At 68.3% G+C, this 15318-nt stretch carries 19 protein-coding genes; 15 read left to right on the top strand and 4 right to left on the bottom strand.

What is annotated here, in order from left to right; all coding sequences use genetic code 11:
- The first annotated feature begins 375 nt into the window (after nucleotides 1-375).
- The 12 genes from secY (at nucleotide 376) to ACFWX1_RS35375 (ending at nucleotide 8466) form a co-directional block, all read left to right on the top strand.
- Entirely contained in the window at nucleotides 376-1683 is a 1308-nt protein-coding gene (secY, locus tag ACFWX1_RS35430) for a preprotein translocase subunit SecY (protein ID WP_378330885.1), read from the top strand.
- Entirely contained in the window at nucleotides 1680-2234 is a 555-nt protein-coding gene (locus tag ACFWX1_RS35425; RefSeq protein WP_378394150.1) for an adenylate kinase, read from the top strand. Before secY ends, ACFWX1_RS35425 begins: the two co-directional genes overlap by 4 nt.
- Before the next feature lie 44 nt (nucleotides 2235-2278).
- Nucleotides 2279-3055, top strand: coding sequence for a type I methionyl aminopeptidase (gene map, locus ACFWX1_RS35420; RefSeq protein ID WP_378394149.1), 777 nt, complete (start codon nucleotides 2279-2281; stop codon nucleotides 3053-3055).
- Nucleotides 3056-3550: 495 nt separating this feature from the next.
- Complete coding sequence (infA, locus tag ACFWX1_RS35415) at nucleotides 3551-3772, top strand: translation initiation factor IF-1 (RefSeq protein ID WP_005166804.1); 222 nt, start codon at nucleotides 3551-3553, stop codon at nucleotides 3770-3772.
- A 37-nt stretch (nucleotides 3773-3809) separates the two neighbouring features.
- Complete coding sequence (gene rpmJ, locus ACFWX1_RS35410) at nucleotides 3810-3923, top strand: 50S ribosomal protein L36 (protein WP_004558882.1); 114 nt, start codon at nucleotides 3810-3812, stop codon at nucleotides 3921-3923.
- A 204-nt stretch (nucleotides 3924-4127) separates the two neighbouring features.
- Nucleotides 4128-4508: a 30S ribosomal protein S13 gene (rpsM, locus tag ACFWX1_RS35405; protein WP_378330860.1), complete on the top strand. Its 381-nt coding sequence runs from the start codon at nucleotides 4128-4130 to the stop codon at nucleotides 4506-4508.
- Nucleotides 4505-4690: a hypothetical protein gene (locus tag ACFWX1_RS35400; RefSeq protein WP_345396707.1), complete on the top strand. Its 186-nt coding sequence runs from the start codon at nucleotides 4505-4507 to the stop codon at nucleotides 4688-4690. The genes rpsM and ACFWX1_RS35400 overlap by 4 nt, the downstream gene beginning before the upstream one ends.
- A gap of 18 nt (nucleotides 4691-4708) precedes the next feature.
- Complete coding sequence (gene rpsK / locus ACFWX1_RS35395) at nucleotides 4709-5116, top strand: 30S ribosomal protein S11 (protein ID WP_004558885.1); 408 nt, start codon at nucleotides 4709-4711, stop codon at nucleotides 5114-5116.
- 23 nt (nucleotides 5117-5139) lie between these two features.
- Nucleotides 5140-5745, top strand: coding sequence for a 30S ribosomal protein S4 (gene rpsD / locus ACFWX1_RS35390; RefSeq protein WP_378330861.1), 606 nt, complete (start codon nucleotides 5140-5142; stop codon nucleotides 5743-5745).
- A gap of 130 nt (nucleotides 5746-5875) precedes the next feature.
- Complete coding sequence (locus tag ACFWX1_RS35385; protein WP_378394148.1) at nucleotides 5876-6949, top strand: DNA-directed RNA polymerase subunit alpha; 1074 nt, start codon at nucleotides 5876-5878, stop codon at nucleotides 6947-6949.
- A gap of 41 nt (nucleotides 6950-6990) precedes the next feature.
- On the top strand, nucleotides 6991-7557 hold the full coding sequence (gene rplQ, locus ACFWX1_RS35380) for a 50S ribosomal protein L17 (RefSeq protein ID WP_378394146.1): 567 nt from the start codon (nucleotides 6991-6993) through the stop codon (nucleotides 7555-7557).
- 66 nt (nucleotides 7558-7623) lie between these two features.
- The gene (locus tag ACFWX1_RS35375) at nucleotides 7624-8466 is read left to right on the top strand and encodes a tRNA pseudouridine synthase A (protein ID WP_378394152.1); all 843 of its coding nucleotides are present in this window, start codon (nucleotides 7624-7626) and stop codon (nucleotides 8464-8466) included.
- A gap of 15 nt (nucleotides 8467-8481) precedes the next feature.
- Here ACFWX1_RS35375 and ACFWX1_RS35370 read toward each other — a convergent pair whose 3' ends face one another.
- The 4 genes from ACFWX1_RS35370 to ACFWX1_RS35355 form a co-directional block, all read right to left on the bottom strand.
- On the bottom strand, nucleotides 8482-9156 hold the full coding sequence (locus ACFWX1_RS35370) for an endonuclease domain-containing protein (protein ID WP_378394145.1): 675 nt from the start codon (nucleotides 9154-9156) through the stop codon (nucleotides 8482-8484).
- A gap of 459 nt (nucleotides 9157-9615) precedes the next feature.
- The gene (locus ACFWX1_RS35365) at nucleotides 9616-10338 is read right to left on the bottom strand and encodes a hypothetical protein (RefSeq protein ID WP_378330865.1); all 723 of its coding nucleotides are present in this window, start codon (nucleotides 10336-10338) and stop codon (nucleotides 9616-9618) included.
- Entirely contained in the window at nucleotides 10335-11570 is a 1236-nt protein-coding gene (gene eccE, locus ACFWX1_RS35360) for a type VII secretion protein EccE (RefSeq protein WP_378394144.1), read from the bottom strand. Before eccE ends, ACFWX1_RS35365 begins: the two co-directional genes overlap by 4 nt.
- Nucleotides 11534-11788, bottom strand: a complete 255-nt coding sequence (locus ACFWX1_RS35355; RefSeq protein ID WP_378394143.1) for a hypothetical protein — start codon at nucleotides 11786-11788, stop codon at nucleotides 11534-11536. The genes eccE and ACFWX1_RS35355 overlap by 37 nt, the downstream gene beginning before the upstream one ends.
- Before the next feature lie 322 nt (nucleotides 11789-12110).
- Here ACFWX1_RS35355 and eccB point away from each other — a divergent pair, with 322 nt between their 5' ends.
- The 3 genes from eccB (at nucleotide 12111) to ACFWX1_RS35340 (ending at nucleotide 15215) form a co-directional block, all read left to right on the top strand.
- Nucleotides 12111-13709, top strand: coding sequence for a type VII secretion protein EccB (gene eccB / locus ACFWX1_RS35350; RefSeq protein WP_378394142.1), 1599 nt, complete (start codon nucleotides 12111-12113; stop codon nucleotides 13707-13709).
- 67 nt (nucleotides 13710-13776) lie between these two features.
- The gene (locus ACFWX1_RS35345; RefSeq protein ID WP_378394141.1) at nucleotides 13777-14091 is read left to right on the top strand and encodes a hypothetical protein; all 315 of its coding nucleotides are present in this window, start codon (nucleotides 13777-13779) and stop codon (nucleotides 14089-14091) included.
- 8 nt (nucleotides 14092-14099) lie between these two features.
- Complete coding sequence (locus ACFWX1_RS35340) at nucleotides 14100-15215, top strand: WXG100 family type VII secretion target (RefSeq protein ID WP_378394140.1); 1116 nt, start codon at nucleotides 14100-14102, stop codon at nucleotides 15213-15215.
- Nucleotides 15216-15318 lie beyond the last annotated feature (103 nt).

Genomic DNA, 15318 nt, shown 5'->3' with positions numbered 1-15318 from the left:
TTTGTTTTCAACCACCCCCCCCCCCCCCATACGGGGGCACACGTGCCCCCCCCCTGCGGCGGCCGCCCACTAGTGTTTTTAGCCCGCTAAACGCACTTGGCTCGGTCGGAATCGCACCTCGCGGTGGAGTCGCGTGTCAAGGAATCCGGCCGAGCGGCCGTTGTGGATCATCCCGGCGGAGCAACCTGCGGCGAATAACGCACACACACTGCGGACACGCCCTGTGAAGCTGTTAGAGTCGGCGGCACGCTTCGGGACGAGTGTGCCCCGAAGCGTTCCTGGCTTGCCTGCCAGTGAGCTGTGTTCCCGCCGGTCACCGTGCCGGCCAAGCCGATCGTCGGTACGACAGCCGACGACGCCGAGGAGGTCCCCCGCGTGCTCAGCGCCTTCCGCTCGGCTCTCGCGACGCCGGATCTACGCAAGAAGATCCTGTTCACGCTAGCCATTGTCGCGGTCTACCGAATCGGTGCGGCCATTCCGGCCCCCGGGATCTCGTTCTCCGCCGTTCAGGCGTGTTCGTCCCAGGCTCAGCAGGAAGGCGTCTACCAGCTGCTGAACCTGTTCAGCGGCGGTGCGCTGCTGCAGCTGTCGCTCTTCTCGACCGGCATCATGCCGTACATCACGGCGAGCATCATCATCCAGCTGCTCACCGTGGTCATCCCGCGGTTCGAGGAGCTGAAGAAGGAAGGCCAGTCCGGCCAGGGCAAGCTGACGCAGTACACCCGGTACCTGACGATCGCGCTGGCGATCCTGCAGGCCACCGGCGTCGTCGCGCTCGCGGACCGCAAGCAGCTCTTCCCGGACTGCCCGAACCCGATCATCCCGGACAACAGCATCTACGCGCTGACGCTGATCGTGGTCACCATGACCGCCGGCACCGCGGTGATGATGTGGCTGGGCGAGCTGATCACCGAGCGCGGCGTTGGCAACGGCATGTCCGTCCTGATCTTCCTGAACATCGCGGCCCGCATCCCGGTCGAGGGCGGCAACATCCTGAGCAACGGCGGTGGCGTCGCGCTCGCGATGATCTGCGTGTTCGGCCTGGTGATCATCGCCAGCGTCATCTTCGTCGAGCAGGGGCAGCGCCGGATCCCGGTGCAGTACGCCAAGCGCATGATCGGCCGCCGGATGTACGGCGGCACGTCGACTTATCTGCCGATCAAGGTCAACCAGGCCGGTGTCATCCCGGTCATCTTCGCTTCGTCGCTGCTGTATCTGCCGGATCTGATCAGTCGCCTGGTGGGCAACCAGAACAGCAACTCCGGGTGGCAGGTCTTCATCCAGAACTACATCGTCAACCAGGGCAACTGGGTGCACATCCTGTTGTACTTCGCGTTGATCATCTTCTTCACGTACTTCTACATCACGATCACGTTCAACGTGGACGAGCGTGCTGAGGAGATGAAGAAGTTCGGTGGCTTCATCCCGGGCATCCGGCCCGGGCGGCCGACCGCGGAGTACCTGAGCTACGTCCTCGGCAGGATCACCCTGCCGGGCTCGCTCTACCTGGGCATCATCGCGATTCTTCCGAACTTCTTCCTGTCGGTGACCGGATCGGGGAACAACCAGAACTTCCCGTTCGGTGGCACGGCTGTGCTGATCATGGTGGGCGTCGGTCTCGACACCGTCAAACAGATCGAAAGCCAGCTGATGCAGCGCAACTACGAAGGGTTCTTGAAGTGACGCGCCTGGTTCTCGTCGGCCCGCCCGGTGCGGGCAAAGGTACACAGGCAGTTGCCCTGTCCGAGCAGTTGCGCATTCCGCACATCTCGACGGGCGATCTGTTCCGCGCCCACGTCGGCCAGGGCACCCCGCTGGGCCAGGAGGCTTCGCGCTACCTGGACTCGGGCGAACTCGTCCCCGACTCGGTCACGAACGAAATGGTGCGCGAACGGCTGGCGGAGCCCGACGCCAAGGTCGGCTTCCTGCTCGACGGCTTTCCCCGGAACACCAAGCAGGCCGAGGTGCTCGGGGAGATCCTGAGCGACGCGGACACCGGTCTCGACGCGGTCATCCAGCTCGAGGTTCCTGAGGACGTCGTGGTCAAGCGCCTCATGTCGCGGGGCCGCACCGACGACACCGAGGACGTCATCCGCCGTCGTCAGCAGATCTACGTCTCGGAGACCGCGCCGCTGCTGCACTACTACGCCGACATCCTGGTCAAGGTCGACGGGGTCGGCGAGGTCGAGGAGATCTCGGCCCGGGTGCTGAAAGCGCTGCGCGACCGCACGTGAATCTCGGAGGATTGCGTGTTCTGCAAGTACTTCGTCGTGGGCGCATGATCGAGGTCAAGACCCCGGACGAACTCCAGGCGATGCGCGCGGCGGGTCTCGTCGTCGCGCGCACGCTGGCGGCGGTCCGCGCGGCCGCCGTGCCGGGTGTGAGCACCGCGGAACTCGACGAGCTGGCCGAGCAGACGATCCGGGACGCCGGTGCGGTGCCTTCGTTCAAGGGCTACCACGGCTTCCCGGCGTCGATCTGCGCTTCGGTGAACGAGCAGATCGTGCACGGCATCCCGTCGAAGACGCAGGTGCTCGCGGACGGTGACATCATCTCCGTGGACTGCGGTGCCATCCTCGACGGCTGGCACGGCGACTCCGCTGTCACGCTCGAGATCGGCGATGTCGACGCGTCGTATCGCGCGCTTTCCGCGGCGACCAAAGCCGCGATGTGGGCCGGGATCGGTGCGGTCAGCGCCGGTGGGCGGCTGACCGACATCTCGTTCGCGGTGCAGTCCGCCGCCGAAAAGGCCGGCCGGGACGACGGCGTCGAGTACGGGATGATCCTCGAGTACGGCGGGCACGGCATCGGGCGCCAGATGCACATGGAGCCGTTCCTGCCCAATGTGGGCAAACCGGGCAAGGGGCCCCGGCTGAAGCCGGGCATGGCGCTGGCGATCGAGCCGATGCTGACCAGCGGTGGCGGGGAGACCCGTGAACTGGACGACGGCTGGACCGTCGTCACTGCCGACGGCTCGCGCGCCGCGCACTGGGAGCACACCGTCGCCATAACCGAAGACGGCCCCTGGGTCCTCACCGCCTCCGAAGACTCCTGACCCACCCCCTCCGCGACCGCGTTTAGCCCGCTAAACGCACCTTCGCGCCCCGCGCCGTGCGCATTTAGCGGGCTAAACGCACTCGCGCCCGTTGCAGGCCCGCCCCGGTCCTCGTCGTCACTCTTCGGCCGGAGAGTGACGAGCACCGGGTCCCGGGGGAGCGCAGTTAGCCCGCTAAATGCAGTCGGGCCCGGTGGAAGTGCCTGGCCTTCGGAGCGCCGTGGTACTCGGGGCGACCCCGCGCGCTGCGTTTAGCCCGCTAAACGCAGCTCCCGGCGGCCGGGGCGGAGCGGGCCCGTAGCACGGTTACCCCCAGTTTGGGGGTCGCGACACGGGTTGCGTACACTGTCAAGTCGGCGTACTCATCGCGCCCGGTTCCAGCGCGCTCGTGAATCTCGCGAACATTGGAGTCGGGGAGGAGTGTGCCGACGCACCACCCAGCCAAGCACTCAAGCTCAGCGATCACACAGCGTAGCGACAGGAAATGCGGAGGACATGGGCAAGAAAGACGGGGCCATCGAGGTCGAAGGCCGCGTAGTCGAGCCGCTCCCCAACGCGATGTTCCGCGTCGAGTTGGAGAACGGCCACAAGGTCCTTGCACACATCAGCGGCAAGATGCGGCAGCACTACATCCGCATCCTGCCCGAGGACAGGGTTGTCGTGGAGCTCTCGCCCTACGACCTATCTCGTGGTCGCATCGTCTACCGCTACAAGTGATCACTGAGAGTAGAGCACAAGCAGGAGAGCAGGAGACGTGAAGGTCCAGCCGAGCGTCAAGAAGATCTGCGACAAGTGCAAGGTGATCCGCCGTCACGGCCGGATCATGGTGATCTGCGAGAACCTGCGGCACAAGCAGCGGCAGGGCTGATCACCCGCACTCGACCAGAGTGGATTGACAGCTACACAACCTCCCCGCACCTGCCGGGCCGCGTGAGCGGTCCGGTTCACCCCCGGACTTCAGGCCGGGGCCGGGACACCCGAAGCGCGAGCCGAGGGCAAGACAGGCGAGTCGGTCCCGGGACCGGACGGGGAGCAGACCTGAAGAAGAACCTATGAAGGAGCATCAACGCCAATGGCACGACTCGCTGGCGTAGACCTCCCCCGCGAGAAGCGGTTGGAGATCGCGCTGACCTACATCTACGGCATCGGCCGTACCCGCTCGAAGCAGCTCATCGCGGCTGCCGAGCTCAACGCGGACACTCGCGTCAAGGACCTCTCCGATGACGATCTCGCCAAGCTGCGTACGTACATCGAAGAGAACTACAAGGTCGAGGGTGACCTTCGCCGCGAGGTGAACGCCGACATCCGTCGGAAGATCGAGATCGGGTGCTACGAGGGCCTTCGGTGGCGTCGCGGACTTCCCGTCCGTGGTCAGCGCACGAAGACCAACGCCCGTACCCGCAAGGGTCCGAAGAAGACGGTCGCCGGCAAGAAGAAGGCTGGCAAGAAGTGAGCGTCCAGGGCAAGAAGGTCGTGCGGATGGGCGGCGCCCAGCGTCGCGGCACGGCTTGTGTCTCGCCCAAGGCGCTCTACGCCCGCCCGATGGCGCTGCGCAACCTGTACACCGACGCCGGGTCCGTCATCCGGCGCGGACAGCGTGAAGCAGCAGCCGCTCACCAAGAGAACGCGCGCTAACAGGAGATCCCTCAGAACATGCCACCGAAGTCTCGTACTGCGGCGGGGGCCAAGAAGGTCCGCCGCAAGGAAAAGAAGAACGTCGCGCACGGTCACGCGCACATCAAGAGCACCTTCAACAACACGATCGTCTCGATCACGGACCCGACCGGTGCCGTGATCGCGTGGGCGTCCAGTGGGCACGTGGGCTTCAAGGGCTCGCGCAAGTCCACCCCGTTCGCCGCGCAGATGGCCGCCGAGAACGCCGCCCGCAAGGCCGCCGAGCACGGCATGAAGAAGGTCGACGTGTTCGTGAAGGGCCCGGGTTCGGGCCGCGAGACGGCGATCCGCTCGCTGCAGGCGGCCGGCCTCGAGGTCGGCACCATCCAGGACGTGACCCCGCAGCCTCACAACGGCTGCCGCCCGCCCAAGCGGCGCCGGGTCTGAGGAACGGGGAGGAGTAAGAAGAAATGGCTCGTTACACCGGCCCCGCGACGCGTATTTCGCGTCGCCTCAAGGTTGACCTCATCGGCGGCGACCAGGCTTTCGAGCGTCGCCCCTACCCGCCCGGCCAGCACGGCCGCGGCCGGATCAAGGAGTCCGAGTTCCTTCTGCAGTCGCAGGAGAAGCAGAAGGCTCGCTACACCTACGGCGTGCTCGAGAAGCAGTTCGTCCGGTACTACAAGGAAGCCGTGCGGCGTCCCGGCAAGACCGGTGAGAACCTGCTGCAGATCCTCGAGTCCCGGCTGGACAACGTGATCTACCGCGCCGGCATCGCCCGCACCCGCCGTCAGGCGCGTCAGCTGGTGAGCCACGGCCACTTCCTGGTCAACGGCGTCAAGGTCAACGTGCCGAGCTTCCAGGTCAGCAAGTGGGACATCATCGACGTACGGCCGAAGTCGCTGTCGATGCTGCCGTTCGTCGCGGCCAAGGAGTCCTTCGGCGAGCGTCCGATCCCGGCGTGGCTGCAGGTCGTCCAGTCGAGCCTCCGCGTGCTGGTCCACCAGCTCCCGGAGCGCGCGCAGATCGATGTTCCGGTTCAGGAACAGCTGATCGTCGAGCTCTACTCGAAGTGATCCTCCACCGGGCTTCGGGTCTTCCCGGGGCCCGGTGCGGGTCAGGGCGGCGGCGCCCAGGGTGCGCCGCCGCCGCGCCATCCCTTTCGGCGTCATATGGCGGGCGTCGTCTGGAAAGGAACAAGGAAGAATGCTGATTTCCCAGCGGCCGGCTCTCGGCGAAGAGACGGTCAACGAAACCCGCTCCCGGTTCACCATCGAGCCGCTGGAGCCCGGCTTCGGCTACACGCTCGGCAACTCGCTGCGGCGCACGCTGCTGTCGTCCATCCCGGGCGCGGCCGTGACGAGCATCCGCATCGACGGCGTGCTGCACGAGTTCACCACCGTCCCCGGGGTGAAGGAAGACGTCACCGACATCATCCTGAACCTCAAGGAGCTCGTGGTGTCCTCGGAGGAGGACGAGCCGGTCACCATGTACCTGCGCAAGCAGGGCCCTGGTGAGGTCACCGCCGCCGACATCGTGCCCCCGGCCGGCGTCACCGTGCACAACCCGGATCTGCACATCGCGTCGCTGAACGGCAAGGGCAAGCTCGAGATCGAGCTCGTCGTCGAGCGCGGCCGCGGTTACGTTCCGGCCCTGCAGAACAAGCAGGCCGGCGCCGAGATCGGCCGGATCCCGGTCGACTCGATCTACTCGCCGGTGCTGAAGGTGACGTACAAGGTCGAGGCGACCCGTGTCGAGCAGCGCACCGACTTCGACAAGCTGATCCTGGACGTGGAGACCAAGCCGTCGATCACGCCCCGGGACGCTGTCGCGTCCGCTGGCAAGACGCTGGTGGAGCTGTTCGGTCTCGCTCGCGAACTGAACGTCGACGCCGAGGGCATCGAGATCGGCCCGTCGCCGCAGGAGGCGGACACCATCGCCGCCTACGCGATGCCGATCGAGGACCTGGACCTCACAGTCCGGTCGTACAACTGCCTCAAGCGCGAAGGCATCCACACGGTCGGCGAACTGGTCTCGCGCAGCGAGGCCGACCTGCTCGACATCCGGAACTTCGGTGCGAAGTCGATCGACGAGGTCAAGCTCAAGCTCGTCGGCCTCGGCCTCGCGCTCAAGGACAGCCCGCCCGGGTTCGACCCGACCGCGGCCGCGGCCAGCTACGACGGTGAGGGCTGGTCCGAGGGCGTCGGCGGGATCGCCACCGGTATTTCGGACGACGGCCACGACGACGGCCAGGACTACGCAGAGACGGAGCAGCTGTAAGGCCGTCGGCCTGGACGCTGTGAGCTGAACTAGGAGAACCCATGCCCACCCCCACCAAGGGAGCCCGGCTCGGCGGGTCGTCCGCGCACGAGCGGCTGATCCTGGCCAACCTGGCCACGCAGCTGTTCGAGCACGGCAAGATCACGACGACCGAGGCCAAGGCCAAGCGTGTGCGCCCGCTGGCCGAGAAGCTGATCACCAAGGCGAAGCGGGGCGACCTGCACAACCGCCGTCAGGTGCAGCGCGTCGTCCGTGACAAGGACGTCCTGCACAAGCTGTTCGCCGAGATCGGCCCGCACTTCGCCGAGCGCGCGGGCGGCTACACCCGCATCACCAAGACGATGCCGCGCAAGGGCGACAACGCCCCCATGGCGGTCATCGAACTGGTCGCGGAGAAGACCGTGACGTCCGAGGCCGAGCGGGCTCGTAAGACGAAGTTCGCCAAGGACGAGAAGGCCGCTGCTCCGGCCGCCCCGGCCGCTGAGGAGACCACTGAGGTCGCCGACGCCGCCGAGACGACCGAGACCGCCGCTGCCGAGGCCCCGGCGGCTGAGGAGGCCGCTGAGGCCCCCGAGGCCGCTGCGGACGCGGACGCCAAGAAGGACTGAGTCCTGACGGCTGCACGTACACCGGACGAGCCCGCCACTCCCGCTGGGGAGGGCGGGCTCGTCCGTCTGCGTCTCGATGTCAGCTACGACGGGACCGATTTCTCCGGCTGGGCTCGCCAGCCGGGGCGCCGGACCGTCCAAGGTGTACTCGAAGACGCTCTCGCCAAACAGCCTCCCGGCTCCGCGGTCCCGAAGTCCGTCGTCGTCGCCGGCCGCACCGACGCCGGTGTGCACGCCTCCGGCCAAGTCCTCCACGTCGACGCCGCGCCTTTAGCGGGCAAAACGCACTCGGGCCGGATCGCAGTGGACGAGTGGGGGATCCCTGACCTGGTCCGGATGTGCCATCGATGGAACAGGATCCTGCCGGGGGACGTCCGTGTGCTGGGCGCTCGCGTGGCGCCGACGGGCTTCGATGCCCGTTTCTCAGCCGTGCGTAGGCACTATCTCTATCGGGTGTCCGACGCCGTCTGGGGCGTGGATCCGCTGCGGCGCAAGGACACCCTCGCGTGGGGGCGTCCCTTGTCGATCGACGTCATGAACGAGGCGTCGGCTGAGCTGCTCGGTCTGCGAGATTTCGCAGCGTTCTGCAAACAGCGGGAGGGCGGCACGACGATCCGTGAATTGCAGCGATTCGAATGGCGCCGGACGGCGCCCCATGCGGTGGAGGCCGTGGTGTCAGCCGATGCCTTCTGCCATTCGATGGTGCGAAGCCTGGTTGGTGCCGTGCTCCTCACCGGTGACGGGCGACGGGCCTCGGACTGGCCGTCGGGTGTACTCGCGAGCGGCGTCCGCGACAGCGCCGTGGCGCCCGCTCACGGCCTTACTCTGACCGCGGTCGATTACCCCCCGGACGCCGAATTGGCCGCCCGCGCCGAACAAACTCGCAACGTCCGCACACCCCACCCTTGACCGAGCGCGGCGCGTTTAGCCCGCGAACTGCGCCTGCTGGGCAGTGCGGACGGCATCGAGGATGCTCGCGAAGTCGGTCGCCAACTGCTCGGCCGTCACGATCACGAATCGCCACCCTTCTTCGGCAATTCGCCGTCGGCGTTCATAGTCGTGCTGCTGTTGCGATGGTTCTTCGTGCCAGCGTCCGTCGTATTCGATGGCGACTTTGCTTTCCTTGATCGCCAGGTCGAGCCTGCCCAGGAAGTGTCCCCGCCTTGAGCGCACGTTGTATTGGGGTTTTGCCGCGAAGCCGCCAGCAGCGAGCACGATCCGCAGTTCTGATTCCGGCAGCGACTCCGCACGCGGGTCCGAGAGCAGGAGAGCATGTCTGGCCAGGCGGATGCCGCGGTTCCGGCGTTTCATGAAGAGACGCTCCAAGTCCCGGCGTCTGACCAGCTTGGCCCGGAGGAACGCGTCCAGGTCCGGAACGCCGATGCGGAGACGTCGCACCCAGCTGCGCTTCCGTGGGGACAGCCGGAGCAGGAGGTCGAGCGCTATCCGTGCGGGCCGGGCGATGCGAACTCCATGCCAGCTACGCGTTTCAGCCTGAGGTACCTCGGTGCGGCGTATGTGTATCCCCACGATTGGGCCGAATCGATGCTTCTCCGGTACCACGAACTCGACGGGATCGTAGGGCTTCGCCAGCTCCACGCCCAGCACGGTCGCGGCGGACCGTCCAGTTAGGACCGCCTCTTTGGGTGCAAGTAAGGCGGCGCCGCGGCACCGTAGTTCGTGCGTGACGGTGACATGTGCGGGCGCGTATACGTCTTGGAATAGACGACGGACTCCAGGACCCCTGAGCTGGCCGGCCGTGATCAAGCCAGCCTTTCGCGCTTCGGAGCCGCGGAAGACGTCGGGAAGATGGTCGGTGTTGAGGAGAATAGCCACGGTGACACTGTGGCGCCCAAGACCGACAACCCTGCTCGATCGAACGCCGAACAGGTCGAGTTGTCCACAAGTCCCCTGTTATCCACAGCCTCGCGATATCCCCCTTGACAACACCTCACCATTCCCAACCCGCCCATTCCTGCCACCTGGGCGCGTTTAGCCCGCTAAACGCGCCCAGCCGACCCAAGTGCAGTTAGCCCGCTAAACGCACCCGGCCGGGGGTCAGTCGCCGCGGCGGACGGGGCCGAGGAGTTGTTGTTCCTTGGTGGTGGTGACGAGGCGGAGGGGGCGCCACAGGTTGCGGCCCAGCGCGACCACCTGGTCGTCCTTCAGCGTTGTGAGCTGCCGCATCATCTGGGGCGGGAGCCGCCAGATCCGGGCCGCCAGTTCGGCTTGGCCGGCGGGAAGACGCTGCATCAGCACCAGGTCCGCCGCGTTCGCCGTCGCTCCCGCCTGCGGGTGCAGATACGGCAGGACGTACACCGTCGTCTGCCACGGTGACCGGGGTGGGAACAAGTCCTGCGGGGTCGGGCCGCCGTCGGTCACGACCAGCAGCGGCGCGTCCTCGGACGGCCGGGGCAGTTCCACCGGCGACAGCCGCCGGATCTGCACGAGCGGCGAAGGCCGGCCGTCACGCTGGTTGCCCGCGGCCTGCGGCAGCACCTGCCAGGCGGCCGGACGCCCGGTCGCCACGACCACCCACGCACCGACGGCCATCGCGCGCATCGCGACCTGACGCGCCAGATACAGCCCGCCGACCAGCACGATCCTCGTCGGCGTCGACCGCAGCGCCGAAATCGTGAGTGGCTCGCCCTTGAGTCCCGAGCCGAGCACGATCCCCCCACGGTCGCCCGACGGGCTGATCGCGTCGAGCATCGCGGGGTCCACAGTGAACTCCGGTGCCACACCGGCGCTCTGCCCGGAGTCGCGAAGGCGGGAACTCATGCCGTACCTCCGATCGGCAGCGTCGCGGCGAACGCGGAGACCTGCAGGCCGCGCAACGGCGTCAGCGTCACTCCGAGACGCTCCGAAATTCCTTGCAGCCGCTGGTCGGCCGTGTCGAGTTCACGCGGGTTCCGTGCGCTCAACCGCACGACACCGCGCAGCCCGATCTTGCCCTCGTCGGCCGCCGGAGCGATCGACATGGCGACGGTCGCCGACAGTGCCCGAACGCTGGTGAGGGCGTTGAGGCTGCCGGTGATCTTGCCCTTGGGCCAGCCGGTGATCGCGTAGCTCGCGTGCCCGATACCCGCGGCGGTGACACCGGTCCAGCGCTCCTGCAGCGTCACCTTCGCCGGCGCGCCCGCGACGGCGGTGAGTTCCGCGGCCGAAATGCTGGCCCGCAGCAGCTCGTCCGGATCCAGCGGACGGGTCGGCACGCCCTGTGATTCCAAGGCGTTACGCACGCGGGACAACGCGCCGATGAGCGCGCGGTGGGCGCCCACGACGCCGCCGCCGCGTTCGCGGATCGCCGCCGGGCAGCGCCGCGGATCGAGCCGGATGGCCACCCAGGTCGTCCGCCGGGCGGCGGCGGGCAGCGGCCCGAGCACCTCCATGTACGAGCTGAGCGCCGGGGAATCCGCGGGGAGCGCGGCGCTTCCCGGGTAGCAGTGCCAGATCATCTGGATCGAGTCGAGCACCACGCCCCTGTCCTCGAGGCACGGCGCGAGCGCGGCCAGCGGAAGACTCGGCGCGCCACCCGCTTGGGTGATCAACGCCGGGGTGGGCTCGACCAGCAGGACAGCCGTCCACGTGCCGTCGTTCCAGGCGAGGCCGACCTGCTGGCGCTCGTGGTCGACGCCGTGCGCCACCACGAGATCCGGCACCGCGATCCGCAGCAGGTTCACCCGCGCGTCGTCGGGCCCGGTGACCGTGGCCTCTTCCGCGGCGAGCGATTCGATACTGCTCGGCGGCAACGGAGTCGCCACACGATCGTGTGAACGGAACGTGTAGCGGGCGGTGAGCCCGACCCACTGGGTGAACCACCGGCCACGCCAGCGCAGGAAGGCGATGACCAGCGCGACGGCCAGCACGCCGATGCCGACGTACTTCAGCGACATGTTGATCGCCAGCAGTACGAGGCCGATCGCGAGGCCGAGTTCGAGGACCACCAGGTTCGCGACCGGAAGCGGGCCGAGGTTCACCCCGGCGGAACGTCGGCGCGCGGGCGCGGCCATCCGGACCGGTGCCGGGCCGGAAGGCTGCTGCGGCGGAGGACCGCCCTGGCCACCGGGGCCACCAGGACCGCCCGGTCCACCGGGCCCACCGGGGCCGCCAGGCCCACCAGGGCCGCCGGGACCGCCAGGACCAGGGGCTCCGGGACGTCCGGGAGCGCCGCCGGGCACACCGGGTCGACGCGGCGTCCCCTGACCGCCCGGCGCACCGCCAGGTCCACCCGGACCGCCCTGTCTCCCCGGCCGCGGCGGCGGTCCCGGGGGACGACCCGGCGGAGGCGACCCTGGAGGCGGGCCAGGCGGACGTGGAGGAGTATTGACGGACATCCGCGCTTTCTCTTCCCCTCGTGCGTGCTGCGTACCCGGAAAGCCGGTCCCGAGGTGCCTGACCCTAGCTTGAGTTGGTAGAAACCCCACACCAGACGGTCCCCGTACGGCTATCCTGCGGAACCGTACCGCGACGGGGAGGACTGTAGGTCGAGAATGCCATCAACGCCCACGACTAAGTCTCAGGTTCAGGCTTATCAGTTCGTCCTCCGTCGGATGCAATCAGCGCTGGTCCGGCGCGACGCCGTGATGCTGCACGACCCGATGCGAACCCACACCCGGGCCACGATCGTGGGAGTCGTGCTGGGCGCGCTGGGCATGATCGTCTTCATCGTCTGGGGGCTGCTGAGCCCGCAGCCGTCGGTGCCAGAGGCAGGCAAGATCGTCATCGGCCAGCAGTCCGGCACCGTGTATGTCGTCATGGGAAACCCGAAGAAGCTGATCCCGACCTTCAATCTCGCTTCCGCGCGGCTGCTGATCATCGCGCAGCAGCAACAGCAGCAGAAGCAGTCATCGGGCGGTCAGTCGAGCCCGGCGTCGGCGGGCCAGCCTCCCGCGCAAGGCGGTGCTGCGCCGAACGTCGTGGACGCGACGGTCGTCTCCGATGAACAGCTGAAGAACATTCCGCGCGGCAAGCTGACCGGCATCCCGGACGGCCCGCAGCTGCTGCCGTCGGATTCGCAGCGGATCTCGGCGAACTGGGCCGTCTGCGACGAGGTCAAGCTGAACCCGCAGCTGCCGCAGCCGGACAGCATCAACCAGACCGACACCACCGTTTTCGCCGGGGTCAGCCAGCTCGGCACCGAACTGGGCGTCGACCAGGCACTGCTGGCGACCGCCGACAACGGCAAGAGCTACCTGATCTACCGGGTGCCGTCGAACCCGAACCGGCCGAACACCAACACCGTGCGCGCCGAGGTCGACCTGACCCCGGGGAACGCGGTCAGCGCCGCGCTCCACCTGCCGCCGAAGGGGCGCAAGGTTTCGCAGGCGCTGCTCAACGCGATCCCCGAAGTCGCCCGGCTGGCGCCGCCGACGGTCGCCGGCCAGAACGGCCCGGCGCCCTCCGATCTCGAAGGCCTGAGCGTGGGCGACGTCTTCTCCACCGCTCCCGCGGGCGCGCCCATGGAGTACTGGGCCATCGTCCAGAACGGCATCCAGAAGGTGTCCCCGGTCGTGGCCGACATCATGCGGACGGCGAAGAACGGCAGTTCCAGCAGGATGATGCAGCTCGGCCTGGACAAGACGCGCACCATCAAGCAGTTGCAGTCCGGGGACCCGGGTTATCTTGCCGTCGACGACTTCCCGGCCTCGGTGCCGACCGTGCTCGACGCCACGAAGAACTCGCCGGTCGCCTGCCTGGGCTGGTCGCTTGTCGGTGACGGTGCCAACCAGGACGCGCACACGTCCGTGTTCGTCGGGAACCAGCTGCCGGGGCCGAAGAACCCGAACGGCTCGTCCACGGCGATCCGGATGACCACGCCGGGCCCGAACGGCCTGCCGATCACCGGTTTCTACATGCAGCCGGGGTTCGCGGCGGTGGTCCAGTCCGCGACGTCGAAGGCGACCTTCGGCAAGGGGGCTATCCAGCTGATCTCCGACCGGGGCATCCGGTATGGCGTCCCCGATGCCAAGATCGCGGACGCCATCGGGCTCAACAACCGGCTCCCCGCGCCGGAATCGATCATCGGCCTGCTGCCACCGGGTGCGTCGCTGAACACGCAGGATGTGCTGAAGGAGTTCGACACCGTCCCGATCGATCCCAATGCGGGCGCCTACCCGACGGCGGCGCAGCCGCAGGCGGCGGGCAACTAGCTGCCGGAACCGGCGATCCCTGCGGGACGTCACACGCTCGAGTGAAGCCGGGCGAGCGGAGGATGCGATGGCCGGGGTGAAGATCGACGAAGCGGTCGTCGCGGAGTACGCCGGGAAGGTCGACGGTGCCGCCGGGCAGCTGGATTCCGCTGTGAGCGAGGTCGGTGCGGGCGCGGTGTCGGCAGAGGTGTTCGGCGGCTTGGGCGCCCAGCTGGGGTTGGGGGAGTCCTACGGTCGTGCTGTCGAGGCCCTCCGGCGGCAGCTGGCCGACGGCGCGGCGGCACTGCACTCGGCGGCCGGGGCGTTGCATCGGGTGACTTCGAGGCACGCGGACCGGGACGCGGAATCCGCGTCGTTGATCGAACGGGCCGGGGAGCTCTGACCACCACGATGATGGCCGAGCACGACGGCGCCACCGAATCCATCGCCCACCCCCTCGCTGCGGCTCCCGCCCCGCCGAGCGCGTTTAGCGGGCTAAACGCGCTCGGTGACGGGCCGGAGATCGAGGCGGCGGCGGGGCCGTACCTGGGGTACCTGTCGGAACTGGCCGACGAGCTGGGCCTGATCGACCCGGTGGAGGTGTACTTCCGGCCGCTGATCGGCCAGTGGGAGGTGCTCGGCGCAGAGGCTGAGGGGCTGCGCCGGGCGGCGAAAGCGGCAGGGGTCGTGTCGGGCCAGCTCGCCGACGACCTCGGACGGCTCGACGCGGGGTGGTCCGGCGACGACGCGGACGCCTTCGTCGCGTACATGGGTGCGATCGGTGTCGCGGGCGCGGACGTCGGAGATGCGCTGAGTACGCTGGCCGGCGCACTGGACGAACTCGTCTCAGCGGTTCGTCGCATCGTGGTGGATCTGGCGGAAGTACTGGTCGACACCGCCGGACTCGTCTCCGAATCAGCCATGTTGCCTGTCGGTGGCGCCACTCGGACGCGCACTCAGATGCACGAGGCGCAGCAGACGGCGAAGGCTTTGTATGAGGCCGCACGCGACGTGCTGGAGGCATTCGGGCGGCTCTGCGACGGTGTCGACGACCCCGACGTGGCGTCACGCAGCATCGAGATCGCGCATCGTTATCCACAGGAACGGTTCAAACTTCACGACGCCGGCGCCGATGCCGGTCCGGCTGCGGATTCCCAGGCCGGTGGAGGCGCGGCGGAAGGTACGACGACGCCGTCGGCAGCGCACGACTCAGCCGAGGGGCGGCACACCGGGGCGCGAGACGCTGAGATCGAGCAAGGGCAGTCGACCGGGGCCGGAGCGCTGCCGCTCGGTCCGGCGCCTGCCGTGCCGAGTGCGTCCCAGCAGCCCGGCAGCAGCATGGGGATGCCGATGGTGCCCATGGGGCTCGGCGGCATGGGCATGGGCGGCGGTGCGAAACAACGGCAGTCCAAGCACCGCCCGGCGCCGAAAGCCTCGGACGTGTTCGGCGAGCCCGCCCAGGTGGTCCCGCCCGTGATCGGTGAGGACGAGTCCAAGCCCGCGCCGAAACCCCCACCCCGGAAGTGACCGGCCGCCGCGAGGGGGGGGGGGGGGGGGGTGGGAGCGGAGCCGCCGCCGGCCGCCCGCGCCGCGGGGGCGGGGGGGGGGAGCGGGGGGGCGGGCGCGCGGG

The sequence above is a fragment of the Amycolatopsis sp. NPDC059021 genome (genome assembly GCF_042739895.1).
GTDB lineage: Bacteria > Actinomycetota > Actinomycetes > Mycobacteriales > Pseudonocardiaceae > Amycolatopsis.
Note: the sequence above shows the minus strand (reverse complement) of the source record. Positions and strands in the feature narration are given on the sequence as shown.